At 60.1% G+C, this 23,622-nt stretch carries 20 protein-coding genes; 19 read left to right on the top strand and 1 reads right to left on the bottom strand.

Going from position 1 to position 23,622, the window contains the following annotated elements; all coding sequences use genetic code 11:
• The first annotated feature begins 51 nt into the window (after positions 1 to 51).
• The 10 genes from AC07N8_RS04820 (at position 52) to AC07N8_RS04775 (ending at position 11,817) form a co-directional block, all read left to right on the top strand.
• Positions 52 to 648, top strand: a complete 597-nt coding sequence (locus AC07N8_RS04820) for a paraquat-inducible protein A (protein ID WP_483842274.1) — start codon at positions 52 to 54, stop codon at positions 646 to 648.
• The gene (locus AC07N8_RS04815) at positions 645 to 1,301 is read left to right on the top strand and encodes a paraquat-inducible protein A (protein WP_483842275.1); all 657 of its coding nucleotides are present in this window, start codon (positions 645 to 647) and stop codon (positions 1,299 to 1,301) included. Before AC07N8_RS04820 ends, AC07N8_RS04815 begins: the two co-directional genes overlap by 4 nt.
• The gene (locus AC07N8_RS04810; protein ID WP_483842276.1) at positions 1,282 to 2,940 is read left to right on the top strand and encodes a PqiB family protein; all 1,659 of its coding nucleotides are present in this window, start codon (positions 1,282 to 1,284) and stop codon (positions 2,938 to 2,940) included. The genes AC07N8_RS04815 and AC07N8_RS04810 overlap by 20 nt, the downstream gene beginning before the upstream one ends.
• Before the next feature lie 32 nt (positions 2,941 to 2,972).
• Complete coding sequence (locus AC07N8_RS04805) at positions 2,973 to 3,530, top strand: PqiC family protein (RefSeq protein ID WP_483842277.1); 558 nt, start codon at positions 2,973 to 2,975, stop codon at positions 3,528 to 3,530.
• A 251-nt stretch (positions 3,531 to 3,781) separates the two neighbouring features.
• Entirely contained in the window at positions 3,782 to 4,405 is a 624-nt protein-coding gene (pmrG, locus tag AC07N8_RS04800) for a lipopolysaccharide core heptose(II)-phosphate phosphatase PmrG (protein ID WP_493141785.1), read from the top strand.
• A gap of 102 nt (positions 4,406 to 4,507) precedes the next feature.
• The gene (gene arnT, locus AC07N8_RS04795; protein WP_493141787.1) at positions 4,508 to 6,256 is read left to right on the top strand and encodes a lipid IV(A) 4-amino-4-deoxy-L-arabinosyltransferase; all 1,749 of its coding nucleotides are present in this window, start codon (positions 4,508 to 4,510) and stop codon (positions 6,254 to 6,256) included.
• Positions 6,253 to 7,794, top strand: coding sequence for an ArnT family glycosyltransferase (locus tag AC07N8_RS04790; RefSeq protein ID WP_493141789.1), 1,542 nt, complete (start codon positions 6,253 to 6,255; stop codon positions 7,792 to 7,794). The genes arnT (AC07N8_RS04795) and AC07N8_RS04790 overlap by 4 nt, the downstream gene beginning before the upstream one ends.
• 340 nt (positions 7,795 to 8,134) lie before the next feature.
• On the top strand, positions 8,135 to 9,148 hold the full coding sequence (locus AC07N8_RS04785; protein ID WP_493141791.1) for an iron ABC transporter substrate-binding protein: 1,014 nt from the start codon (positions 8,135 to 8,137) through the stop codon (positions 9,146 to 9,148).
• A 3-nt stretch (positions 9,149 to 9,151) separates the two neighbouring features.
• A complete protein-coding gene (locus AC07N8_RS04780; protein WP_493141793.1) occupies positions 9,152 to 10,750 on the top strand; it encodes an ABC transporter permease in 1,599 nt (532 codons plus the stop codon).
• The gene (locus tag AC07N8_RS04775; protein ID WP_483842283.1) at positions 10,747 to 11,817 is read left to right on the top strand and encodes an ABC transporter ATP-binding protein; all 1,071 of its coding nucleotides are present in this window, start codon (positions 10,747 to 10,749) and stop codon (positions 11,815 to 11,817) included. The genes AC07N8_RS04780 and AC07N8_RS04775 overlap by 4 nt, the downstream gene beginning before the upstream one ends.
• Positions 11,818 to 11,827: 10 nt before the next feature.
• Here AC07N8_RS04775 and AC07N8_RS04770 read toward each other — a convergent pair whose 3' ends face one another.
• Positions 11,828 to 12,766, bottom strand: a complete 939-nt coding sequence (locus AC07N8_RS04770) for a site-specific integrase (RefSeq protein WP_493141794.1) — start codon at positions 12,764 to 12,766, stop codon at positions 11,828 to 11,830.
• Positions 12,767 to 13,151: 385 nt separating this feature from the next.
• Between AC07N8_RS04770 and arnB the strand changes: the two genes are divergently transcribed.
• From arnB to AC07N8_RS04725, 9 genes are read left to right on the top strand one after another with little or no spacing between them, the layout of a single operon-like run.
• Positions 13,152 to 14,300: a UDP-4-amino-4-deoxy-L-arabinose aminotransferase gene (gene arnB / locus AC07N8_RS04765; protein WP_483842285.1), complete on the top strand. Its 1,149-nt coding sequence runs from the start codon at positions 13,152 to 13,154 to the stop codon at positions 14,298 to 14,300.
• Positions 14,297 to 15,313, top strand: coding sequence for an undecaprenyl-phosphate 4-deoxy-4-formamido-L-arabinose transferase (gene arnC / locus AC07N8_RS04760; RefSeq protein ID WP_123431686.1), 1,017 nt, complete (start codon positions 14,297 to 14,299; stop codon positions 15,311 to 15,313). Before arnB ends, arnC begins: the two co-directional genes overlap by 4 nt.
• Complete coding sequence (arnA, locus tag AC07N8_RS04755; RefSeq protein WP_493141796.1) at positions 15,310 to 17,316, top strand: bifunctional UDP-4-amino-4-deoxy-L-arabinose formyltransferase/UDP-glucuronic acid oxidase ArnA; 2,007 nt, start codon at positions 15,310 to 15,312, stop codon at positions 17,314 to 17,316. Before arnC ends, arnA begins: the two co-directional genes overlap by 4 nt.
• Entirely contained in the window at positions 17,316 to 18,200 is an 885-nt protein-coding gene (gene arnD, locus AC07N8_RS04750; RefSeq protein WP_483842287.1) for a 4-deoxy-4-formamido-L-arabinose-phosphoundecaprenol deformylase, read from the top strand. The genes arnA and arnD overlap by 1 nt, the downstream gene beginning before the upstream one ends.
• Positions 18,197 to 19,846 (top strand): lipid IV(A) 4-amino-4-deoxy-L-arabinosyltransferase, encoded by a 1,650-nt coding sequence (gene arnT / locus AC07N8_RS04745; RefSeq protein ID WP_493141799.1) that lies wholly within the window; start codon positions 18,197 to 18,199, stop codon positions 19,844 to 19,846. The genes arnD and arnT (AC07N8_RS04745) overlap by 4 nt, the downstream gene beginning before the upstream one ends.
• The gene (arnE, locus tag AC07N8_RS04740) at positions 19,843 to 20,187 is read left to right on the top strand and encodes a 4-amino-4-deoxy-L-arabinose-phosphoundecaprenol flippase subunit ArnE (RefSeq protein WP_027923061.1); all 345 of its coding nucleotides are present in this window, start codon (positions 19,843 to 19,845) and stop codon (positions 20,185 to 20,187) included. Before arnT (AC07N8_RS04745) ends, arnE begins: the two co-directional genes overlap by 4 nt.
• Positions 20,184 to 20,585: a 4-amino-4-deoxy-L-arabinose-phosphoundecaprenol flippase subunit ArnF gene (gene arnF, locus AC07N8_RS04735; RefSeq protein WP_483842289.1), complete on the top strand. Its 402-nt coding sequence runs from the start codon at positions 20,184 to 20,186 to the stop codon at positions 20,583 to 20,585. The genes arnE and arnF overlap by 4 nt, the downstream gene beginning before the upstream one ends.
• The gene (locus AC07N8_RS04730) at positions 20,582 to 21,961 is read left to right on the top strand and encodes a UDP-glucose dehydrogenase family protein (protein ID WP_493141802.1); all 1,380 of its coding nucleotides are present in this window, start codon (positions 20,582 to 20,584) and stop codon (positions 21,959 to 21,961) included. Before arnF ends, AC07N8_RS04730 begins: the two co-directional genes overlap by 4 nt.
• On the top strand, positions 21,958 to 23,550 hold the full coding sequence (locus AC07N8_RS04725; RefSeq protein WP_493141997.1) for an ArnT family glycosyltransferase: 1,593 nt from the start codon (positions 21,958 to 21,960) through the stop codon (positions 23,548 to 23,550). The genes AC07N8_RS04730 and AC07N8_RS04725 overlap by 4 nt, the downstream gene beginning before the upstream one ends.
• Positions 23,551 to 23,622: the final 72 nt, after the last annotated feature.

The following is a 23,622-nucleotide window of genomic DNA, read 5'->3' as shown; positions in this document are numbered from 1 at the left end:
CTATATTGAGGAGGTGCTCTGAACTTCCTGCCTACTGTTGAGCCTTGGCCCATGGCGAATACTGATCAATTGATCATCTGCGAGCACTGCGACTGTGTGTATGAAAAAGTCACGCTCGCCAAACACCAGAAAACCCTGTGCACCCGCTGCGGCGGCGTGCTCCAGCGTTACAACGGCCTGACGGTCGAGCAACGACTGGCGTTGACGTTCACGGCGTTGGTGCTGTGGATTTTCGCCAATTTCTATCCGGTCATGAGCATCAGCCTCAAAGGCCTGAAAAACAGCGCAACCCTGTGGGATTCGGTCATGGCCCTGAGCCTGGGGCCGATCACCTTCATCGCGATGGTCGCAGCGATTGCCATGATCATCGCGCCGATTTTCCAGCTGTTGCTGCTGATCTGGGTCCTGGGTTTTGCCCTCTCGCACCGACGTGCCCCCGGTTTTAAATTCTGCATGCGCTGGCTCGAATCCTTGCGGCCGTGGAGCATGCTCGAAGTCTGCCTGCTTGGGGCAATGGTCGCGGTGATCAAACTGGCCGGACTGCTCGACGTGCTGCCCGGCATCGGCCTGTTTGCCCTGGCCGTGCTCAGCCTGATGATGATCCGCATCGCCGGGCGCGATATCCGTGAATTGTGGGACATCCTATGAACACGCCCCCGGTCGCCAGAGACCTCAACCTCTGCCTGTGCCATACCTGCGGCATGGCCTGCGACATGACCGGTGAGCCTCACGAATGCGAGCGCTGCGGCGCGCCGCTGCACCGGCGTAAAACCAACTCGCTGACCCGCACCTGGGCCTACATGTTCACCGCCCTGGCGTTTTACGTGCCGGCAAACCTGTTGCCGGTGATGAACACCAAGATGGTCGGCAATGGCGCCGACAGCACGATCATGAGCGGCGTGCTGGAATTTTGGGAGGCCGGTGCGTGGGACATTGCCCTGATCATTTTCATTGCGAGTATCGCGGTACCGGGCATCAAGTTCGCGGCGCTGACCTTGCTGCTGGTGACCGTCAAGCGCGAGAGCCTGTGGGCACGCAAGGAGCGGTCGAAGCTGTACCGCTTCGTCGAGGTCATCGGCTACTGGTCGATGCTCGATGTGATCGTGGTGGCGCTGGTCGCCTCACTGGTGAAGTTTCAAGCCCTGGCCGACATTGAACCGCGCCCGGGCATTCTGTTTTTCGGTTTGGTGGTGGTGTTCACCATGCTGGCGGCGATGAGTTTCGACCCGCGCCTGATCTGGGATAAAAAGCGGGAATACCCACAAAACGAGGAGGTCATGGATGAAGTCGCAAGCCACTGAAGGGCCTCAAGCCCCCGGACAGGCCCCGGTCAAGACCGGTCGCAGTCTCTCACTGGTCTGGATCGTGCCCATTGTTGCGGTGTTGGTGGGGTTGTCACTGGTGGTCCACAGCATCTTGCAGGAAGGCCCGACGATCACGGTCACGTTCAAGACCGGTTCCGGCCTGACGGCCAACAAGACCGAGGTCAAATACCGCAACGTGGTGATCGGCCAGGTCTCGGACGTGGAGCTGAGCGACGACCAGAAGAGTGTCAACGCCACGATCAAACTGACCAAACAGGCCGAAAGCTTCACCCGTTCAGACTCGCAGTTCTGGGTCGTACGGCCACGCATCGGTGCTGGCGGGGTTTCGGGCATTGATACCTTGCTGTCCGGGGATTACATCGGCGCCGACATTGGCCAGGCCAATGGCCGCTCGAAAAACTTCACGGGCCTGGAAAACCCGCCACCGATCACTTACGGCGAGCCGGGCAAACGGTTCACCTTGCACACACCGGACCTCGGATCGCTGGACATCGGCTCACCGGTCTATTACCGCAAGATACAGGTCGGCCAAGTAGTGGCCTATGCGCTGGACCCGGATGGCAAAGGCGTAAATATCGACCTGTTCATCCATGCGCCCAATGACCAGTACGTCACCGAAAACACCCGATTCTGGAATGCCAGCGGTGTCGACGTGAGCGTCGGCGCCAACGGCTTCGCGCTCAAGACCGAGTCCTTGTCCGCCTTGCTGGTGGGCGGTATCGCCTTCCGCGCACCGGATTACAACCCGAACGACAAACCGGCCGCCGAAGAGTATGCCTACGAGCTGTTCGAAGATCAGCAAACCGCCCTCGCCCCGCCCAATGGCAAGGCACAGTTCCTGGCCCTGCGTTTCGATCAGGCCATGCGCGGGCTCAAGGTCGATGCACCGGTGGAATTCCTCGGCATGGAAATCGGCAAGGTGGTGTCGGTCAACCTGGATTTTGACCCGGTAAAACGCACCTTCCCGGTCAACGTCGGCATCGTGATCTACCCGCAACGCCTGGGTCAGGCCCACACCAAAATGATCAAGGCGCTCAATCATGACCCCAATGACGAAGCGGCTGGCGTTCGGATGATCGGCACCTTCATCGAAAACGGCCTGCGTGCCCAGGCCCGTACCGGCAACCTGCTGACCGGCCAGTTGTACATCGCCCTGGACTTCTACCCCAAAGCGGAGAAAGTGGCTTTCGACGCGACCGCGCGCCCGGTCATGATTCCAACGCTTCCGGGCAGCCTCGAACAGTTGCAGGAAAAACTCGAAGCCATGATCACCAAGATCAACAAGCTGCCCGTGGAACGCATTGCCGACAACCTCGACAGCAACCTCGTGGAACTGCGCAAAGGCCTGGTGAAATTCAACAGCAAGACACTCCCCGGCGTAGATTCCACTCTGTCAGACGTCGGCAAAACCCTGCAATCGGCCAATACAACATTGCAATCGGCTAACTCCACCATTGCCGAAGATTCGCCACAAAGGGAAAAACTGGGGCAGACCCTGGATGAGCTTTCACGCACGGCGCGATCGTTGCGTGAACTGGCGGATTACCTGGGCCGCCATCCGGAATCGCTGATTCGTGGTCGACCTGACAATGCCGCGGCAAAGGACCTGAAATAATGACCGGGCCGCAGAAGAAAGGAGCAATACCTATGGCTTTTTTGCCGAAGCTCGCCTTGGTCACTGCGCTGTTGCTGCTCGCAGCCTGCCGCAGTGATCCCGTTCACTACCACACCCTGATGCCGGCTCAAACGGGCGGTGCGACGCACTCCAGCGCGGGGTCCATCGAGATTGAGAGCCTCAGTGTGCCGGCGCAGGTCGATCGGCCACAGGTAGTGATTCGCCAAGGCAACAGCGGCCTGGTGCTGCTTGAAACCGAATGGTGGGGGGCGTCGTTGGCGGATGAGTTTCGAAGTGCGCTGGTGGATCAATTGGCCAACGCAAACCCTCCACGCAAGTTGTCGTTGCGCATCGACTTGCAGCGCTTTGACTCCGTTCCGGGACAATACGGGCTGATCGATGCAACGTGGCGCTTGCGCGTCGCCGGCGAAGGCAAAAACGCTGCAATCACTTGTCGCAGCACCCTGCAAACGCCTTCCGGAGCAACCATCGAAGATCTGGCCCTGGCCCAGCAGAACAACGTCAAGCGCCTGGCTGCACAAATCATCCAGGCGGCCAGGGGAACACAACAGAGTTGCCCGTCCTCTTGAGCCCCTTTTCTTAAACGTCCGGGCACTGTTCAGCGGTGCCCCGGTCACCGCTGAACTAACCGTTGCATGACGGCTTTATTTCATAAACAAAGCGTCGACAGCTTTCGAGTAAAAGATAAGAATTTTCAATAACTAACTAAGTTAATCCCGCCTTCCCCCTGCGCAATTTTTTCACATTCGTTTCACTCCTCCGCTACCTGCGCGGCTCTAGTTTTGCTCGTAATTCTTCTACTTCAGATTACGAACAAAACATGACTTCGCGCATAGTAAAACTGGCCTCACTGATCACCGCCTCAGTGGTTGCTGTTGTCGTCACGGGTTTTGTCTTGTGGCCGAGATCGCCCACTCACTTGGCCAGCGCCGATAGCGCCGCCAAGTCTGAACTGTTGCAAGACTGGCAGGCTGGCGAAGTCGTAGCGCTGGTCCGTCACGCCGAACGGTGCGACCAATCCAGCAACCCTTGCCTGGGGCCAGCGGACGGTATTACCCGGTTCGGCAATGAGTCTTCTACGGCAGTCGGCCAGCACTTCATGCACTTGGGGATGGCGCAAACCGATGTGTTGAGCAGCTCGACCACGCGCACGATACAAACGTCGCACGCCATGTTCGGCAACGACCCGAAGACTCAGGAATGGCTGGCCAGTTGTGGCAAGACACTGCGCAACGACGTGGTCGCGCACAAGCAGGCTCATCGCAATCTGGTGCTGGTCTCTCACAGTGGTTGTATCGGCGACTTCCTGGCCGAGACCGGTTTCCCGCATGCGGCCAAGAGTGAATATGGCAGTTCACTGTTCCTGCGCATCGACACTAACGGGCAACTTCAAGTGCTCGGCATTGTTAACCCCGAAGACTGGAACGCTGTGCAGGGCCAATAAAACTCGCCATCACTCGCCACCGACTCAACTTGAGTTACCCCACTGCCTATTGAACTTCGCTACCCACGCTGCCCGCTCGCGGTATTGCGCCAAGGACGAGTCATGACTTCACATAACCCACTGCCCCTTTCTGCGGTTCAGTCAAGCCGCGCTCGCGACCCCATCGAGCGATGGCTCGTGCCCGGCCTGCTGTTGGCGTTTGTAGTTTTTTACCTGCTGGCGCTGGTGACGCACGGGTTGTGGATTCCCGATGAAGCCCGCTACGGCCAGATCAGCCAGGAAATGCTCCTGAGCGGCAACTGGGTCGCGCCGCACTTCATGGGTATTCGCTACTTCGAAAAACCCATCGCCGGCTACTGGATGATTGCCATCGGTCAGGCGATCTTCGGCGATAACCTGTTCGGTGTGCGTATTGCTTCTGCAGTGAGTACCGGGCTGAGTGTCTGGCTGACTTACCTGATCGCCCGCAGGCTGTGGAACGATCCGCGCAAAAGCGCTGCCTGCGCGCTGCTGTACATGAGTTTCGGGCTGATTGCCGGTCAGGCCGGTTACGCCAACCTCGATCCGCAATTCACCCTTTGGGTCAACTTGAGCCTGGTCGCGCTGTGGTTTGCCATCGACAGCCATACGTCTCGAAGCAAAGCAGGTGCGTGGGCATTGACGGGATTTGCCTGTGGCATGGGCTTCATGACCAAAGGCTTTCTGGCGTGGCTGTTACCGGTGTTGATCGCCCTGCCCTACATGACCTGGCAACGACGCATGGGGGAACTGTTGCGTTACGGTTCGCTCGCCGTGATGGTCGCGGTCGCGGTGTGCTTGCCGTGGGTGCTCGCCATCGCGCATCGGGAGCCGGACTTCTGGAATTTCTTCTTCTGGAATGAACACGTGCGCCGGTTCGCCGCCGATGATGCGCAACACGCACGGCCATGGTGGTTCTATCTGCCGCTGCTGGTCGCGTCGAGCCTGCCGTGGGCTGCATTGCTGCCGAGCACGTTGATCAACGCCTGGAAGCAAAAACGCCAACCCGCCATCGCGTTCATGCTGCTGTGGTTGATGTTGCCACTGGCGTTCTTCAGCTTGAGCAGCGGCAAGCTGCCGACCTACATCATGCCGTGCCTGTTGCCGTTGGCCCTGCTGATCGGGCACACGGTCATGGAACAGCTGAATCAGGGGCGAGGCCGTTCAATCCGCATCAATGGTGTGATCAACATCAGCGTGGGCACGGCGGCGCTGATCGCCTTGCTCTATATGCAAACCAGCAAGGAAATCTACCAAAACACTGAGATGTTCAGCCTGTCCCTGGTGTTCATTGTGTTGATCGGCTGGATCATCTCCAACGCCTTGCAAGTCATGCGGCCATTGACGTTTTGGGCGATGCCGGCCGTCGGTATCTGGCTGCTGGTTGCGTTGGCACCGGCCGCAATGCCCTCGCAGATCGTCAACAGCAAGATGCCGGATCAGTTTATCGCCGAGCACCTCGATGCCTTGGCGCACACCTCTTCATTGCTGAGTAATGATCTAGGGGCGGCTTCGGCGTTGTCCTGGCGTTTGAAGCGGCCACAAGTCGATCTGTTCAATACCATAGGCGAGCTGAAATACGGCCTCGCTGACCCTGCCAAGGACTCACGCAAAGTCACCAAGGACAGTGTCGGGAAGTGGATGACCGAAGCACGGAAAAAAGGTGCAGTCGGCGTGGTCATGCGGGTGAACAGCGTCCAGGAAGTGCAGGAAGTCGAGCTGCTACCTATCGACGGCGTGCGCTATCAGCGAGGCAATCTGCAGATCCTGATATTTCCGAAAAGCGGCCCTGAAAGCGTTTCTGCCAACGTGCCAACTGGGAACCCGTCATGAAATTCTGGGCCAGTGACAAGGGCCGGTTAACGCTGCTGCTGGGTGTCACTGCGCTGATTCTGTTGTTGGGCCTGGGCACCCGCGAGTTGTGGGGCGCGGAAACACGCTGGGCCAACATCGCGTTGCAGATGCTGCAAAGCGGCGACTATTTCGACCCTTACCTCAAGGGTGGCGCCTATTACGACAAGCCGCTGCCCTCCTATTGGCTGATCACGGCCTCCGCCTGGTTGACCGGCGGTCTGGACCATTGGTCATTGCGCCTGTCTTCGGTAATAGCCGCGTGGCTGAGCGTGTGGCTGGTTTACCTGATTGGCGAACAGCTGTTTCGTAAAGGCACCGGTTTGATTGCCGGGTGGATGCTGGCGACCACCTTCTATTTTGTCTTCTGGGCACGGGTGGCCACGGCCGACATCCTCACGGTGTGCGGCGTGCTGGCGGCGGTGTGGTGGTATTGGCGCGGACCGGACGACACCCGCCTCGGCCGCTACCTGGTATTTTTCCTGCTGCTGTCCCTGACCTCGCTGTTCAAAGGCTTGATCGGTTTCATCCTGCCGGGCTTGTTGCTGCTGCCGCATCTGGTTCAGCAAGGACGCTGGAAACGCCACCTCAATCTGCGGCTGTGTGCTGCCCTGCTGATTGCCGGTGTTTTCTACATGACCCCGTTCATGCTGTCGCATGTCTACGGTGCACCGACCTATGGTGAAAGTGGCCTGGGCCTGGTGTTGCGTGAGAACGTCGTCCGGTTTTTCCAGCCATTCGATAACATCGGTCCGATTTACACCTACCTGCTTTATCTCCCCGTCTACACCTTGCCGTGGGCGCCTTGCTGGCTATTGGCGTGCTGGGTCGCGTTGCGCAACTGGCGCAGTGTCGAGCCCACTACACGCTGGCTGATCTGGGGCCTGGGGTTACTGATGCTGTTTTTTACCGCCAGTGGCAGTCGACGCAGCTACTACGTGCTGCCGCTTGTGCCCTTCGCGCAATTGCTGGGCGCGTGGTGGATCACCCGACGCATGGCTGAACGCAACGCGACCGGCACGTTTGCCAGTCGCGGCTTGCAGATCGGTTTCGGGGTGAGCGCAGTCGCCCTGATGGCCGTGCTCGGTGTGCTGTATCCCTGGACCAACAGCGGTGGCGGCGTGGTGGATTTCGGTGACACGGTCAAGCTTGAGGCCAGCAAACGGGCGCCCTTGAATCACTGGCGCATGGTGATGATCGACGTCGACAACAAAGTGCCCCTGTACCTGCAGACCGGCGGGCCAGCGTTTTTTTACGTACAGCAAACCGAGGACTTTCCCCGCACCGGCGACACCGCCGCGCTGATGGCCTGGCTGGACCGCACCAGCGGCCAGCACTGGAATCCGCAGCGCACCATTGTTATCGCGCAGTACCGCAATGGCGATGCACTGCCGCTGAACTACCTGAGTGCCGACCACCAGGTGATCACCACCACGCCCACCAACGGCGAGCGGCTGTTTCACGCCCGTGAAGACCAGAGCGTCGCGTTTATTCCCGAGCCGTCCACCACGAAGAATTGAAACGCCTGGCCCCGCTTCCCGGCGTGCCTTTGAGAACGGTACTATCCTTTCGCCACCTTTTACACATGAGCGGCCGCCCGCCGGTTGCTCACAACGAGGTGTGTGGAAAGAAATTCTGCCGGGGATGAACCTGACATCGTTTGATATCAGCCCCGGCGGGCAAGGCGCTGAGGGGCTGCTAATCTGAATGAAAATGACATGTATTAACGGTTTCTTTGACGTTTTTTTCTCATTTTGCGTTCTACATTCCCTGCCACTCAAAATCATGCAAATGATTCGCATTGATTTGCTAGCGAATCGGCGTGCATGACACCTAAAAAGAACAGGAGCCGCCCCCAGAATGACGCCCTCAATTCCTTCGTTCCTCAAAACCGCACTGCTGACCACTGCACTGCTCGGCGCCGGACACGTGTATGCCGCGGAAACCGCCGGTATCGTGGTCTACAACGCCCAACACGAAAGCCTGACCAAGGCCTGGGTCGAGGGGTTTACTCAGGAAACCGGGATTCCCGTCACCTTGCGCAATGGCGACGACACGGAGATGGGCAACCAGATCGTACAAGAAGGCGCCGCCTCCCCGGCCGATGTGTTCCTGACCGAGAACTCCCCGGCCATGGTGCTGGTGGACAACGCCGGCCTGTTTGCACCGGTCGCGCCGACCACGCTGGAACAAGTCGAGGCGGCTTATCGTCCGGCGCATGGCAAATGGGTCGGGATCGCTGCGCGCTCCACTGTATTCGTCTACAACCCGAGCAAGCTGCCTGAAGCCGATCTGCCAAAATCGCTGATGGACCTCGCCGGCCCCAACTGGAAAGGCCGTTGGGGCGCCTCGCCCGGCGGTGCCGATTTCCAGGCCATCGTCGCCGCCGTGCTGGAACTCAAAGGCGAAGCCGCCACCCTCGAATGGCTTAAAGGCTTGAAAACCAACGCCACGATTTATCGCGGCAACAGCGCCGTGCTCAAGGCCGTCAACGCCGGTCAGGTCGACAGCGGTGTGATCTATCACTATTACAGCTTCGGCGATCAAGCCAAGACCGGCGAAAACAGCAAGAACACCGCCCTGTACTACTTCAAGCACAAAGACCCGGGGGCCTTTGTCAGCGTCTCCGGTGGTGGCGTCCTGGCCTCCAGCAAACACAAGGAAGAAGCACAGGCACTGCTGAAGTGGATCACGGGTAAAGAAGGCCAGAAAGTCCTCGAAACCGGTAAATCCTTCGAATACGCCGTGGGCAAGAACGCGCCCTCCAATCCTAAACTGGTGCCTTTGCAGCAACTCGACGCGCCAGCTGTCGATGCCTCGAAACTCGACAGCAAAAAAGCCGTGGAGTTGATGACTCAGGCGGGACTGCTCTAATTGATGCCTGAAACCTTGCCAGGGGGCGTCGCCACGGCGATGCCCTCGAACTTGCGACGACGTTCCCGTGGCGTCTTCGCAGGTCGCGGCGGCGTGTGGGTGATCGGTTTGTCCGTACTGGTCTCCCTCCTGTCGCTGTTGCCGATTGCCTTCGTCATCGGCGTGTCGATTCAAACGGGCTGGTCGGCCATCGTGTCGCTGGTCTTTCGGCCTCGTGTCGCTGAATTACTGATCAACACCGTGTTGCTGGTGGTGATCACCATTCCGTTGTGCGTGATGCTGGGCCTGGCGCTGGCCTGGCTGACAGAGCGCACCAATCTGCCGGGCCGACGCGGCTGGTCACTGCTGGCCACTGCCCCGCTGGCCGTGCCGGCTTTTGTCCACAGCTATGCGTGGGTGAGCCTGGTGCCACCGATTCACGGGTTGTTTGCCGGCGTACTGGTCTCGGTCATCGCCTACTTCCCGTTTCTGTACCTGCCGATTGCCGCCGCCCTGCGCCGGCTCGACCCGGCCATCGAAGACGTTGGCGAATCACTGGGGCTCAAACCGTGGGCGGTGTTCTTTCGGTTGGTGCTGCCACAGCTGCGCCTGGCCATTTGCGGGGGCGCCTTGTTGGTGGGCCTGCACTTGCTCGCGGAATATGGCCTGTACGCGATGATCCGCTTCGACACCTTCACCACCGCGATCTTTGACCAGTTCAAATCCACCTTCAACGGCCCTGCCGCCAACATGCTGGCCAGTGTGCTGGCGCTGTGTTGCCTGGCAATGTTGACCGCCGAATCCGCTGCGCGCGGCACGGCGCGTTACGCCCGGGTCGGGTCGGGAAGTGCACGCGCTCAGCGGGTTGTACGCCTGGGCTCACGCGACATCGCGCTCGGCCTGCTCCTGCAAGGCATCACCTGCGCACTGGCGCTGGGCGTGCCATTGATCACGCTCGGCAAGTGGCTGATTGCGGGCGGTACGGAGGTCTGGCAACTGGATGACCTGATGCCGGCGTTGCAACAAACGTTGCTGTTAGGCGCTGCAGGCGCGGTCCTCACCACCTGCGCCGCGATCCCGATTGCCTGGCTGTCGATTCGCTCGCCGGGCCGGCTGCAACGGGTACTGGAAAGCTGCAACTACATCACCAGCTCGTTGCCGGGGATTGTCGTTGCGTTGGCCCTGGTCACGTTCACCATCCATTTTGCCCGGCCGATTTACCAGACCACGATCACCGTGTTGCTGGCGTATCTACTGATGTTCCTGCCCCGAGCGCTGGTGAGTCTACGGGCCGGTATTGCCCAGGCACCGGTGGAGCTGGAAAACATTGCGCGCAGCCTCGGCCGCTCACCGGGTCGGGCCTTGTGGCTGATCACCCTGCGCCTGGCCGCGCCGGGGGCTGCCGCCGGCGCTGCACTGGTGTTTCTGGCGATCACCAACGAGCTCACCGCCACCCTGCTGCTGGCGCCCAATGGCACGCGCACCCTGGCCACCGGCTTCTGGGCCCTGACCAGTGAAATCGACTATGCCGCCGCCGCACCTTATGCCCTGTTGATGATCCTGCTGTCGCTACCGCTGACCGGACTTCTTTATCACCAATCCAAACGAACGGCTGGCCGATGAACGCACTTGAACTGCATGCCATTTCCAAGTCTTACGGCGACCATCAGGCGCTGGAGAGCATCAACCTGTCGGTGCCCGCCGGCAGCCGGACGGTGATTGTCGGCCCGTCGGGTTCAGGCAAGACCACCCTGTTGCGGATGATCGCCGGCTTCGAGTTCCCAGACACCGGCCGCCTGTCGCTCAACGGCCAGACACTCGTCGACAACACCCACGAGGTGCCGGCGCATCAGCGCCTGATTGGTTACGTGCCCCAAGACGGCGCCCTGTTCCCGCACATGACCGTGGCCGCGAATATCGGGTTCGGGCTTGCGAGCAAGGGCAGTGAAAAAAGCGAGCGTATCGCCGAGCTGATGGACAGCGTGTCCCTCGACGCAAACATGGCCAATCGTTGGCCCCATGAACTCTCCGGCGGCCAGCAACAGCGTGTGGCGCTGGCCCGGGCGTTGGCGCAACAGCCGCGCCTGATGCTGCTGGACGAACCGTTTTCCGCCCTCGATACCGGCCTGCGCGGTGCCATGCGCAAAATGGTCGCCCGGCTGCTGTCCGATGCCGGCGTCACCACCATCCTGGTCACCCATGATCAGAGCGAAGCGCTGTCGTTTGCCGATCAACTGGCGGTGATGCGTGACGGTCGGCTGGTGCAGTCAGGCCATCCCCTGGACCTTTACCGCTACCCCGACGACGAACAGACCGCGCTGTTTCTCGGCGATGCGGTGGTCATGCCGGCCCGAATCGAAGCTGGTTGGGCGCATTGCGACCTCGGCCGGATACCGGTGAACAACCACCGCAATAACAGTGCCGCGCAGATCATGCTGCGCCCCGAACAACTGCAACTGGTCAGCGCCCAGCCCAATCCCACCGAGGCTGCCGGCTGCCGCGCGGTGGTCACTGAACGGGATTTCAGCGGCAACTCCTGCACATTGACCGTGGAGCTGGAAGCCTCGAGTGCCGGTGAACAGGCCGGACGGTCATTAACGGTTCGCAGCTCGGGCATGTATGCGCCCCCTGCCGGCAGCGCGGTTCACGTCTCGACCATCGGCCATGCCCACGTGTTCAGCGACGCCTGACAGCGGTGCGTCAAAGGTCAAAGCGATCCACTGCGCGACGCCGCTCGTTGTCGTCGCGCACATCGTAGTTGGCGGTTGTCTGGATGTTGCTGTGATGCGCCAGTTTCTGCGCGATCGATAAGTCGTGTTCCTCGATCACGCGAGTGATGAATGAACGGCGAAAATCATGCGGCATGATCTTGACCCCGACTTCAGCACCGCGCTGGCGCGCAATGTAATAGATCGCATGTTTGGTCACGCGCTCGCGGGTGATATGGCTGCCACGGCGGATGCGGTTGAACAGAAACGGGTCATCCACCTCGCCTTCCTTGAGCTGGGATCGACGGAACGCCAGCCAGGCTTCCAACTTGGCGAAGGCCCAGGCCGGCGCGTACTTGATCAATTGCTTGTTGCCCTTGGCGGTGACCCGCAGGCTGCGCTCGGCAAAGTCGACCTGTGACAGCTCGAGGTTCACCGACTCGGACTTGCGCATCCCCGAACCGTACAAAATCCCGATGATCGCCGCGTCCCGCAACCCTTGTGGGCGTGGATCGGCAGCACACACCGCCATCAACTCCTGGATCAGCGTGCGCCGCAAGTTGCGCCCTTGCGACAGCCGGGTGCCGGCAATGCCTTTGACCGAGCGCATTTTCAGCAGGTGTTCCTGACTGATCAGGCTCATGCGCCACGCCTCATTCATCACCCCGCGTACCGCGTTCACGTACAACGAAGACGTGTTGGGCGCGTAGCCGTCTTCGCGCAACGCCGCGACCAGTGCAATGACATCTTCTGGCTGTAGCTGATGCCAGGGAATTTCCTCGATGTTCATGTCTTCGAAGCCCAACCGGTCGGCGGCATCCTGCAAAACATAACGCATGGTCAGCTGGCTGGAGGGCGCTAGCCGGGCCAGGTATACCGTCAACGGATTGGTCTTTGATGCAACAGGATGGGTAACAGGTAAGTCAGTCAAACGAAACGGCCTTGAGTTAAAACACTGCAGTAAAACAACTAAGGATTGAAACATTCCTCATATAAAGCGGAGACTTCCGTAGGACTTTTCTTCTAAAAACCGCGATGAGCGGCAGGAGTCTGAACAGTGCCTGTATGACTCTCATATAAACGAATTGCCGACCGGGTTTTCATGTTCCTTTCACGAAATTGCGCATACCCTCAATGAGTCGCGGCTGTCCCTCACAGGCCCCCAACGTGCCGACTGAAACAGAAAAAGTCAATTGATGCGGTTTGTCAGGCATTTTATGTAACCAATTGAAGCAGCTTCTTTTTTATCGACTACGCTTGCTTTGGATCCAATAAATCCAGTACCACCGTTTGTTCAATTTCAGCCCGAGGTGCCCATGAGTCAGGCGTTTCTCCCCTTCTCCCGCCCCAGTATCGGCGATGAAGAAATTGCAGCCGTCGAGCAAGTATTGCGCTCCGGCTGGATCACCACCGGGCCCAAAAACCAGCAACTGGAAGAGCAGTTCGCCAACTATGTCGGATGCCGACATGCCGTTGCACTTTCTTCCGCCACCGGTGGCATGCACATCACCTTGTTGGCCTTGGGCATTGGTCCGGGCGATGAAGTCATTACCCCGTCCCAGACGTGGGTGTCCACCGCCAACATGATCTGCCTGCTGGGTGCGACGCCAGTGTTCGTCGATGTTGACCGCGACACCCTGATGAGCGATCTGGCAAGCATTGAAGCCGCCATCACCCCGCGCACCAAAGCCATCATTCCGGTGCACTACGCTGGCGCCGCCTTCGACCTCGACCCGCTGTATGCGCTGGCCGACAAACACGGCATTCCTGTCATCGAAGACGCCGCCCACGCCGCCGGCACCTTCTACAAAGGTCGTCATGTCGGCTCCAAGGGCACGGCCATCTTCTCGTTCCACGCCATCAAGAACATGACCTGCGCTGAAGGCGCGATGTTTGTCAGTGACGATGAAGCGCTGGCCAACCGGGTGCGCATGCTCAAGTTTCACGGCCTCGGTGTCGACGCCTACGATCGCATGACCCACGGCCGCAAACCGCAGGCGCAAGTAATGGAACCAGGCTTCAAATACAACCTGGCCGACATCAATGCCGCCATCGCCCTGGTGCAACTGGAGCGCCTGGACGAGATCAACGCCAAACGCACCGAGTTGGCTCACCTCTACCAGCAACGCCTGGAAGGCTGCGCCGTGCAACCGCTGGCGGTACCGACCTACCCGCAACAACACGCCTGGCACCTGTTCATCCTGCGCATCGATGCCGAGCGTTGCGGGCTGGACCGAGAAGCGTTCATGAAGGGTTTGCAGGAGCAGAACATCGGCACCGGCATCCACTTTATCGCCACCCATTTGCACACGTATTATCGTCAGCGGTACCCGAACATTTACTTGCCCAACACCGAATGGAATTCGGCGCGGCTGTGTTCGATTCCCTTGTTCCCGGACATGACTACCGATGATGTCAATCGTGTGGTCGATGCCATTGAAAACGTTATGGACAGATCTCAGTGAAACCTTACCCAATCCGTTGCGTGTCGGTTGTTATCCCGGTCTTCAACGAGCAAGACAGCTTGCCCGAGTTGCTTCGACGCACTGAAGCGGCCTGCGCGCAGTTGCACCATGAATACGAAATCGTGCTGGTGGATGACGGCAGTCGCGACAACTCGGCGCAAATCCTCGAAGAGGCTGCCAGTCGTGAAGGCAGCCCGGTGGTCGCGGTCATTCTCAACCGCAACTATGGCCAGCATGCGGCAATCATGGCCGGTTTCGAACATTGCAAAGGTGACGTCGTCATCACGCTCGATGCCGACCTGCAAAACCCGCCTGAAGAAATTCCGCGCCTGGTGGCCCAGGCCGAACTCGGTTATGACGTGGTCGCCACCGTGCGCAACAACCGTCAGGACTCGGCCCTGCGCCGCTGGCCGTCGAAACTGATCAACATGGCCGTGCAGCGTTCGACCGGCGTGGCCATGAGCGATTACGGCTGCATGCTGCGCGCTTACCGCCGGACCATCGTCGACGCGATGCTGGCCTGCCGTGAACGCAGCACCTTCATCCCGATCCTGGCCAACAGTTTTGCCCGGCACACCACGGAAATCCTGGTGATGCACGCCGAGCGCGAACACGGTGAATCCAAGTACAGCCCCATGCGCCTGGTCAACCTGATGTTCGACCTGATCACGTGCATGACCACCACGCCGTTGCGCCTGTTGAGCATTGTCGGCTTCGCCATGGCCGGCCTGGGCGTGCTGTTCGCCATGACCCTGATTTTCTTGCGCCTGGTGTTCGGCGCCGAATGGGCCGGCGACGGATCGTTCGTGCTGTTCGCCGTGCTGTTCGTCTTCACCGGCGGACAATTCATCGGCATGGGCCTGCTGGGCGAGTACCTGGGTCGCATGTACAGCGACGTCCGCGCCCGCCCCCGTTTCTTCGTCGAAAAAGTTTTGCGTAGCCAACCCGCCGCGCCCGCTCCCGTTGTCACCGTTGACGGCCTCACTTCCACTTCAGATCAGGTTCTCTCATGAGCGCAAAAGCTGTTGTCTTCGCCTACCACGATATTGGCTGTGCCGGTATCGAATCCCTGCTCGCGTCCGGCTTTGAAATTGCCGCCGTGTTCACTCATGCCGATGACCCGAAAGAAAACGCGTTCTATGGTTCCGTTGCGCAGTTGTGTGCCCAAAAAGGCATCCCGGTGCATGCGCCGGAAGATGCCAACCATCCGCTGTGGATCGAGCGCATCGCCAAACTCAACCCTGATTATTTGTTCTCGTTCTACTACCGCAACCTGTTGACCGAGCCGCTGCTGGCCACCGCCCGCAAAGGCGCATTCAACCTGCACGGCTCGTTGCTGCCCCGCTACCGTGGCCGTGCGCCGGCCAACTGGGTGCTGGTGAACGGTGAGACCGAAACCGGCGTGACCCTGCACCGCATGGTCAAGCGCGCCGACGCCGGCGCGATCATCGCCCAGCAAAAAGTTGCCATCGAGCGCAGCGACACCGCGCTGAGCCTGCACGGCAAATTGCGCGTGGCCGCTGTCGACCTGTTGCGCGACACCCTGCCCGCCTTGCTGCAAGGCAAAGTCACCGAAACGGCTCAGGACGAATCCAAAGCCACGGTATTTGGTCGCCGCACGGCAGCCGACGGCAAACTGTTCTGGAAGAAACCGGCTGAAGAACTGTTCAACCTGGTTCGCGCGGTTGCCCAGCCGTATCCGGGTGCGTTCTGCGACGTGGGCGAGCACAAGCTGATTGTCTGGAGTGCCGAAGTTGCCAAGGGCAATGAAGGCCTGGCACCGGGCCGTGTGATCAGCGTCGATCCACTGCGTATCGCGTGTGGCGAAGACTCGCTGGTGATCACCGCCGGTCAACGCAATGACAACGGTCTGTACCTGAGTGGCCCGCAACTGGCCAACGAATTGGGCCTGGTCGATGGTTCCGTCCTGCGCGGCGCTGAATCCGGGCGCAAGCCACGTCGCACCCGCGTGCTGATCCTCGGCGTCAACGGCTTCATCGGCAACCACTTGTCCGAGCGCCTGCTGCGCGACGACCAGTACGAAGTCTACGGCCTGGACATCGGTTCGGACGCCATCGACCGCCTGCGCAGCCACCCGAACTTCCACTTCGTCGAAGGCGATATCAGCATTCACTCCGAGTGGATCGAGTATCACATCAAGAAGTGCGACGTGATCCTGCCACTGGTAGCGATTGCCACGCCGATCGAATACACCCGTAACCCGCTGCGCGTGTTCGAACTGGACTTCGAAGAGAACCTGAAACTGGTTCGCTACTGCGTCAAATACAACAAGCGCGTGATCTTCCCGTCGACGTCCGAAGTCTATGGCATGTGCCAGGACCAGAACTTCGACGAAGACACCTCCAACCTGATCGTCGGCCCGATCAACAAGCAACGCTGGATCTACTCGATCTCCAAGCAGCTGCTTGACCGCGTCATCTGGGCCTACGGCCAGAAAGGCCTGAACTTCACCCTGTTCCGCCCTTTCAACTGGATGGGCCCGCGTCTGGACCGTCTGGACTCGGCGCGTATCGGCAGCTCCCGGGCCATTACCCAACTGATCCTGAACCTGGTGGAAGGCACGCCGATTCGCCTGTTCGATGGCGGCGAGCAAAAGCGTTGCTTCACTGACATCGCGGACGGCGTAGAAGCCCTGGCGCGGATCATCGACAACGAAAACGACGCCTGCAACGGTCAGATCATCAACATCGGCAACCCGGAAAACGAAGCGAGCATTCGCCAGTTGGGCGAAGAGCTGCTGCGTCAGTTCGAAGCTCACCCGCTGCGCGACAACTTCCCGCCGTTCGCCGGTTTCCGCGACGTGGAAAGCAAAGCCTTCTACGGCACCGGCTACCAGGACGTGTCCCACCGCAAACCAAGCATCGCCAACGCCAAACGTCTGCTGGACTGGACGCCAACCGTGGAGATGAGCGAGACCATCGGCAATACGCTGGACTTCTTCCTGCGTGAAGCCATGCTCGAAATCGCGGATCACTCTACCGAAAAAGCATGCTAATGCAGTCAGGCCTTCGAATCGATGTCGACACCTACCGAGGCACCCGTGAGGGGGTGCCCCGGCTGCTGGAAATCCTCGACGAAGCGCAGGTCAAGGCGACGTTTTTCTTCAGCGTCGGGCCGGACAACATGGGGCGCCACTTGTGGCGCCTGATCCGCCCGCAATTCCTCTGGAAAATGCTCCGTTCCAATGCCGCCGGGCTGTACGGCTGGGACATTTTGCTGGCCGGCACTGCCTGGCCGGGCAAACCGATCGGCCGGGACCTGGGGCATTTGATGCGCCAGGCCCAGGCCGCCGGGCATGAAGTCGGCCTGCACGCCTGGGATCACCATGGCTGGCAGGCCAATGCCGGACGCTGGAGCGACGCGCAACTGATCGAGCAGATCCGCCAGGGCGTCGACACGCTCAGCGACATCCTCGGCAACAAGGTCGAGTGTTCGGCCGCCGCCGGTTGGCGCGCGGACGAGCGCGTGATCGAAGCCAAGGAAACTTTCGGTTTTCGCTACAACAGCGACTGCCGGGGCCAGAGCGTGTTCCAGCCGACGCTGGCAAACGGTGGTTTAGGTGCCCCGCAGATTCCGGTGGACCTGCCGACCTTCGATGAGGTGGTGGGCCCGACGGTCGCTGCCGAGGATTTCAACGCCTGGATTCTTCAGCGCTTTACCCCCGAAAAACTCAACGTCTACACCATTCATGCAGAAGTAGAAGGGATTCTGATGGCCAACGATTTCCGTCAGCTGCTGGCCGATGCACGCCAGCGTGACATTCATTTCCAGCCCTTGGGCGATTTGCTGCCCGACGCCCCCAACACCTTGCCCACAGGACGTGTCGTTCGCGGCGTCCTTGAAGGTCGCGAAGGCTGGTTGGGAGTGCAAGGCGCATGAGCAAACGCTGGGCATTACCCCTGCTGTTGGTCCTTTTCGTCCTGGGCTATCTGCTGCCTCTGGGCACCCATGGCTTATGGATCCCGGACGAAACCCGCTACGCGCAAATCAGTCAGCACATGCTCCTGAGCGGTGACTGGGTGTCGCCGCATTTCATGAACGTGCGCTATTTCGAGAAACCGGCGGCGGGTTACTGGATGATCGCCGCCAGCCAGGCGCTATTCGGTCAGAACCTGTTTGGCGTGCGGTTTGCCTCGGCCCTGAGCATGGGCCTGAGCGTGCTGCTGTGCTTCCTGATCGCCCGCCGATTGTGGAACGATCCGCGCAAAAGTTTTGCCTGTGCCCTGCTGTACATGAGTTTCAGCGTCATCGCCGGTCAGGCCGGTTACGCCAACCTTGATCCGCAATTCACCTTTTGGGTCAACCTGAGTCTGGTGGCGTTGTGGTTTGCGCTGGACAGCGTCGGTCGTCGTCAAAAAATCCTGAGCTGGGCAATGCTCGGCCTGGCCTGCGGCATGGGTTTCATGACCAAGGGTTTCCTTGCCTGGTTGCTTCCGGTGCTGGTCGCCCTGCCCTACATGATCTGGCAGAAGCGCTGGAAAGAACTGCTGGTCTACGGCCCCGTAGCGATTGTCGTGGCCATCGCAGTGAGCCTGCCCTGGGTGCTGGCGGTTCATTCGGAAGAGCCCGATTACTGGCGGTTCTTCTTCTGGCACGAGCACATTCAGCGCTTTGCCGGTGAGGACGCCCAGCATGAAGAGCCGTTCTGGTTCTACTTGCCGCTGCTGGTCGGTTTCAGTCTGCCGTGGGCGGCGTTGCTGCCGTCGGCGCTGAAGCAGGCCTGGCAAACCCGACGCCAGTCCAGCATCGGCTTCCTGCTGCTCTGGTTGGTGATGCCGCTGGTATTTTTCAGCATCAGCAAAGGCAAACTGCCCAGTTATATCCTGCCGTGCCTGCTGCCCCTGGCCTTGTTGCTGGGTCACACGCTGGCTGACCGACTGAAGCTCGAACAGGGACGGGTGCTGGGGCTCAACGGGTTGCTCAACCTGGTGTTGGGTCTGGTGACCCTGATCGCCCTGGTTTACCTGCAACTGAAAAAGCCGCTGTACGACCATGAACTGCACAATCTGGTGCTGGTGTTCATCGGTTTGATCGGCTGGATCATGGCCAACCTTCTGCAAGCCTTCAGGCCGCTGCAATGCTGGGCTGCACCGGCGTTCGGCAGTCTGCTGCTGATCGGCTTGATTCCCGCCGGACTGCCCAATTCGGTGGTCGCCAACAAGACGCCCGACCAATTCATCCTGCATCACATGGATGAACTGGCGCAGACCGGCAAACTGCTGAGCAACGATCTCGGCGCCGCCTCCGCTCTGGCCTGGCGCATGAAGCACCCGGACGTGTCGTTGTACAACTCGGTAGGCGAATTGAAATATGGTCTCGCCTATCCTGACTCCGTACAGCAACTGGTCACCGTCGGCCAGGTTCAGCAGTGGATGCGCGACGCCCGCCGTAGCGGCTCTGTCGGTGTCGTCATGCGGGTTAAAGGTGAGGACGAATTGCAGGAAATCGAATTGTTGCCCAAGGACGGTAAACGCTATGAACAGGGCAACCTGGTGATTCTGATTTTCCCTCAGGAGGCGCCATGAGCCTGCTACTGGTTCTGGTCGCGTGCCTGTTGACGTGCCTGGGTCAGATTGCTCAGAAGTACGCCGTCGAGAGCTGGCGCGGCCAGGCTTCGGGATGGGGCGCGAAACTGCGTTCGCCGTGGCTGTGGCTGGCGCTCGCCGCGCTGGGATCGGGCTTGCTGGTCTGGCTGCTGGTGCTGCAACGCCTCGAAGTCGGCATCGCCTACCCGATGCTCAGCCTCAATTTTGTATTGGTCACGCTGATCGCCCGCTTCGTCTTTCACGAAACCATTGATCGCCAGCACTGGTTCGGCGTCGCACTGGTGATCGGTGGCGTGGTTCTGCTGGGGCAACACGCATGAGCCTGCGTCGCGGAATCACTTTCGCCATGGGCAGCGTGGTGCTGGGCAGCGCCGCGCAACTGGGCATGCGCTGGAGCATGACCCGCCTGCCCTCGCCCGAAAACTGGCTGGCCGCCAGTTTCGAACTGGTCCCGGTACTGGTCGTGCTGAGCGCGATTGTGGCCTACGCCCTCTCGATGCTCTGCTGGCTGGCCGCCCTGCGCGACTTGCCGCTGGGGCGGGCCTATTCGCTTTTGAGCATCAGCTACGCGCTGGTGTACGTGCTGGCTGCCAGCCTGCCGCTGTTTCACGAATCGTTCAGCCTTTCCAAGACTGTCGGGGTGGCATTGGTCATTCTCGGGGTCATCACTATCAACTCTCGTTCAGTCCGTGCGACCGAACTCCGGGGTGCGTCATGAAAATCAGTGTATTTGGTAGCGGTTATGTCGGCCTGGTCCAGGCAGCCGTACTGGCTGAAGTGGGCCATGATGTGGTCTGCATGGACATCGACGAGAAAAAAGTCGCACTGCTGCAACAGGGCCACGTGAGCATTTTCGAGCCAGGGCTGGCCAGCCTGGTACGTGAAAGCCTGGAAGCCAAACGACTGCAATTCACCACCGACGAGAAACTCGCCGTCCAGCACGGCCAGGTACTGTTTATTGCCGTGGGCACGCCGTCCCGGGACGATGGCTCGGCAGATTTGAGCTACGTGATGTCGGTCGGTGACGCCGTGGCGCGGCATCGCGAGCAACCGGTGATTCTGGTGGAGAAGTCCACGGTCCCGGTGGGCACCGGCGATGCATTGCGCGCGCATATCGACAAATCCCTGGTGAAGATCGGCCGTGTGTTGCAGTTCGATATCGTCTCCAACCCCGAGTTTCTCAAGGAAGGTTCGGCCGTCGCCGACTGCCGGCGCCCGGACCGGATCATCATTGGCTGTGAACGTGACGAAGTGCGCGAAGTGATGCGCGACCTCTATGCACCGTTCAACCGCAACCACGACCGCGTCATGTTCATGGACCTGCGCAGCGCCGAACTGACCAAGTACGCCGCCAACTGCATGCTGGCGACCAAGATCAGCTTCATCAACCAGATCGCCGAACTGGCCGAACACCTCGGCGCCGACATCGAATCGGTGCGTCTGGGCATCGGCGCCGACTCGCGCATCGGTTACCACTTCATCTATCCCGGCTGCGGTTATGGCGGCTCGTGTTTCCCCAAAGACATGCGCGCCCTGATTCACAGCGCCCAGGAAGCACACTGTTCCAGCGACCTGCTGCAAGCGGTGGAAGCGATCAACGAGCGCCAGAAACACAAACTGTTCGAGCGGATCAACGCGTTCTACCGTGGCGACTTGCGCGGCAAGACCTTTGCGGTCTGGGGCCTGGCGTTCAAGCCCAATACCGATGACATGCGTGATGCGCCGAGCCGGGTCTTGCTTGAATCGTTGTGGGCCGCCGGGGCCAACGTCCGCGCGTATGATCCGGAAGCGATGCAGGAAACCCAGCGCCTGTACCCTGACGAATCGAAACTGATGCTGATGGGCACTCCGGAATCCGTGCTGTCTGGCGCCGATGCCTTGATCGTCTGCACCGAGTGGCAACAATTCAAGGCCCCGGATTTCGAACTGATCGAGCAGCGTTTGAATGCGCCGGTGATTTTCGACGGACGTAACCTGTACGACGCCGAACGCCTTGAGCGCAGCGGGTTCAAGTACTTCCCGATGGGCCGTGGCGAGTCACGCAACCTGCCGATTCCGCACCAGCAATGGGCTGCTGACTCGGTTGTTGCCTGATCGTGTTATCACCGACTCGCCAGCAGTCCCTGGGTATCGGGTTACTGGCACTGATCCTGTTCAGTGCCGGGGTTTATCAGCAAGCAACCATCGGTTTCGATTCGCGGTTCGTGCTGTTTGCCCAGGAAATGTTGCGTAACGGGCCATCAGTGTTTCCCACCACCTATGGCCAGCCTTACGCCGACTACTCGGCCGTCTCGACGCTGTTCATCTGGTTGCTGTCCTTGCCGTTCGGGCAGGTCAACAGCCTCAGCGCCTGGCTGCCGAGCGCGATGGCCGGTGCGGTGATTGTCACGTTGATGTACCGCTTGCTGGCGCCCTACTCCCAACGCTGGGCGCTGCTCAGCATTGCCTTGATGCTGATGACCAGCACGTTCATCACCGAAGCCCGCGCGGTGTCTCAGGACCTGATACTCGCGGCCGTCGCGTTTTCGGTGTTTTATCTGGGGTATGCCGCCGACCACTTCGGGGCACAACGCCGCTGGTGGCTGATCCTTGCCCTGCTGGTCCTCGGTTTCGGAGTACGCGGGCCGATCGGGCTGGTGGTGCCCACTGGCATCCTGTGCAGCTACTTCTTGCTCAATCGCCAATGGCGCCACCTGTTCGGCTTCGGCCTGACAGCGGCCGCATTGTTGGCGGTCAGCGTCGGCGCCTTGTTGTGGCTGGCCGACACCGATGGCGGCCCGGCCTTCATGCAAGACGTGGTGCGCATGCAGTTCATGGGGCGCCTGGACGGCAGCGAAGGCGCCAGTGGTGCGCTGTTTTACTTCACCAGTTCGATGGGCAACTATGCGCTCGCCTATCCGCTGGCCTGGCTTGCGTTGGCGGCGATTGCGCTGACCCAACCCCGCCAGGCAGGCCCGGCATGGCGCCTCTTGCAGTACTGCGTGGCGGCCGGGTTGATTGTGATGATCGGGCTGTCGATCCCGCAGGCAAAAAAGGCCCGCTATCTACTGCCGATGTTGCCGATGGCGGCGATTATTGCGGCGTACCCGTTTCAGGTGGCGCAAGGTCGGTTGTTTGCCGCGCTACGTGGGTTGATGCAAGGGTTATGGTTGCTGATCCCGATGCTCATGATCGTTGGATTGGTGGTCGCCCAGCGCCGGTTTCCCGAGCAACTGACGTCGATCCGCTCGATCGTGATCCTGCTCGGCGTGTTGCAGGCCATCGCGCTTGCCATGCTGTTCAAGCCCCGTTGGCGTGCAGAGACGCTGGCTTTTTGCGCGGTGCTGGCGGTGTGGTCGGTGTACATGAGCGTGTTCGAGCCGGTTGAGCGTCGGCTCTATGACACCCGCACATTCAGCCTGGCCGTCTATGAACAGGTCCAGGAAGCACCGGCGCCCCTGGTGTTGCACGGGATGGGCAAAGACGCCAAGGCGATCAAGTTCATGATCAACATCCCGCATGACTTGCAACCGCTGTTTACCGACTCGATCCCGGAACTGCAAAGTCTTTCAGGGCCTGCCTGGTTGATGATGGACCTGAACGCTTACGACGCCTTGCAGGGCACTGCCCTGGGTAACTTGCAACCGGTGTTGAGCGGGCGATTCGACAAGAATGATTTCGTGCTGCTGCACGTCGTGCAGTAGTGCGGCAACGCGCCGCGTAAAACACTTTCGTCCCACCGAAAACTCGGAAACCTCCTACATCCCCCCTGAGAC

Source organism: Pseudomonas sp. GW821-FHT10C09, from assembly GCF_059415465.1.
This window is presented reverse-complemented; position numbering and strand designations above follow the sequence as displayed.

Coding starts and splice junctions, on each gene's coding strand:
- AC07N8_RS04805 (WP_483842277.1), top strand. CDS start 2,973: ATGGCTTTTTTGCCGAAGCTCGCCTTGGTCACTGCGCTGTTGCTGCTC.
- arnF (WP_483842289.1), top strand. CDS start 20,184: ATGAGCCTGCGTCGCGGAATCACTTTCGCCATGGGCAGCGTGGTGCTG.
- pmrG (WP_493141785.1), top strand. CDS start 3,782: ATGACTTCGCGCATAGTAAAACTGGCCTCACTGATCACCGCCTCAGTG.
- AC07N8_RS04775 (WP_483842283.1), top strand. CDS start 10,747: ATGAACGCACTTGAACTGCATGCCATTTCCAAGTCTTACGGCGACCAT.
- AC07N8_RS04790 (WP_493141789.1), top strand. CDS start 6,253: ATGAAATTCTGGGCCAGTGACAAGGGCCGGTTAACGCTGCTGCTGGGT.
- arnD (WP_483842287.1), top strand. CDS start 17,316: ATGCAGTCAGGCCTTCGAATCGATGTCGACACCTACCGAGGCACCCGT.
- arnA (WP_493141796.1), top strand. CDS start 15,310: ATGAGCGCAAAAGCTGTTGTCTTCGCCTACCACGATATTGGCTGTGCC.
- arnT (WP_493141799.1), top strand. CDS start 18,197: ATGAGCAAACGCTGGGCATTACCCCTGCTGTTGGTCCTTTTCGTCCTG.
- AC07N8_RS04785 (WP_493141791.1), top strand. CDS start 8,135: ATGACGCCCTCAATTCCTTCGTTCCTCAAAACCGCACTGCTGACCACT.
- arnE (WP_027923061.1), top strand. CDS start 19,843: ATGAGCCTGCTACTGGTTCTGGTCGCGTGCCTGTTGACGTGCCTGGGT.
- arnT (WP_493141787.1), top strand. CDS start 4,508: ATGACTTCACATAACCCACTGCCCCTTTCTGCGGTTCAGTCAAGCCGC.
- arnB (WP_483842285.1), top strand. CDS start 13,152: ATGAGTCAGGCGTTTCTCCCCTTCTCCCGCCCCAGTATCGGCGATGAA.
- AC07N8_RS04810 (WP_483842276.1), top strand. CDS start 1,282: ATGAAGTCGCAAGCCACTGAAGGGCCTCAAGCCCCCGGACAGGCCCCG.
- AC07N8_RS04730 (WP_493141802.1), top strand. CDS start 20,582: ATGAAAATCAGTGTATTTGGTAGCGGTTATGTCGGCCTGGTCCAGGCA.
- AC07N8_RS04780 (WP_493141793.1), top strand. CDS start 9,152: ATGCCTGAAACCTTGCCAGGGGGCGTCGCCACGGCGATGCCCTCGAAC.
- AC07N8_RS04815 (WP_483842275.1), top strand. CDS start 645: ATGAACACGCCCCCGGTCGCCAGAGACCTCAACCTCTGCCTGTGCCAT.
- AC07N8_RS04820 (WP_483842274.1), top strand. CDS start 52: ATGGCGAATACTGATCAATTGATCATCTGCGAGCACTGCGACTGTGTG.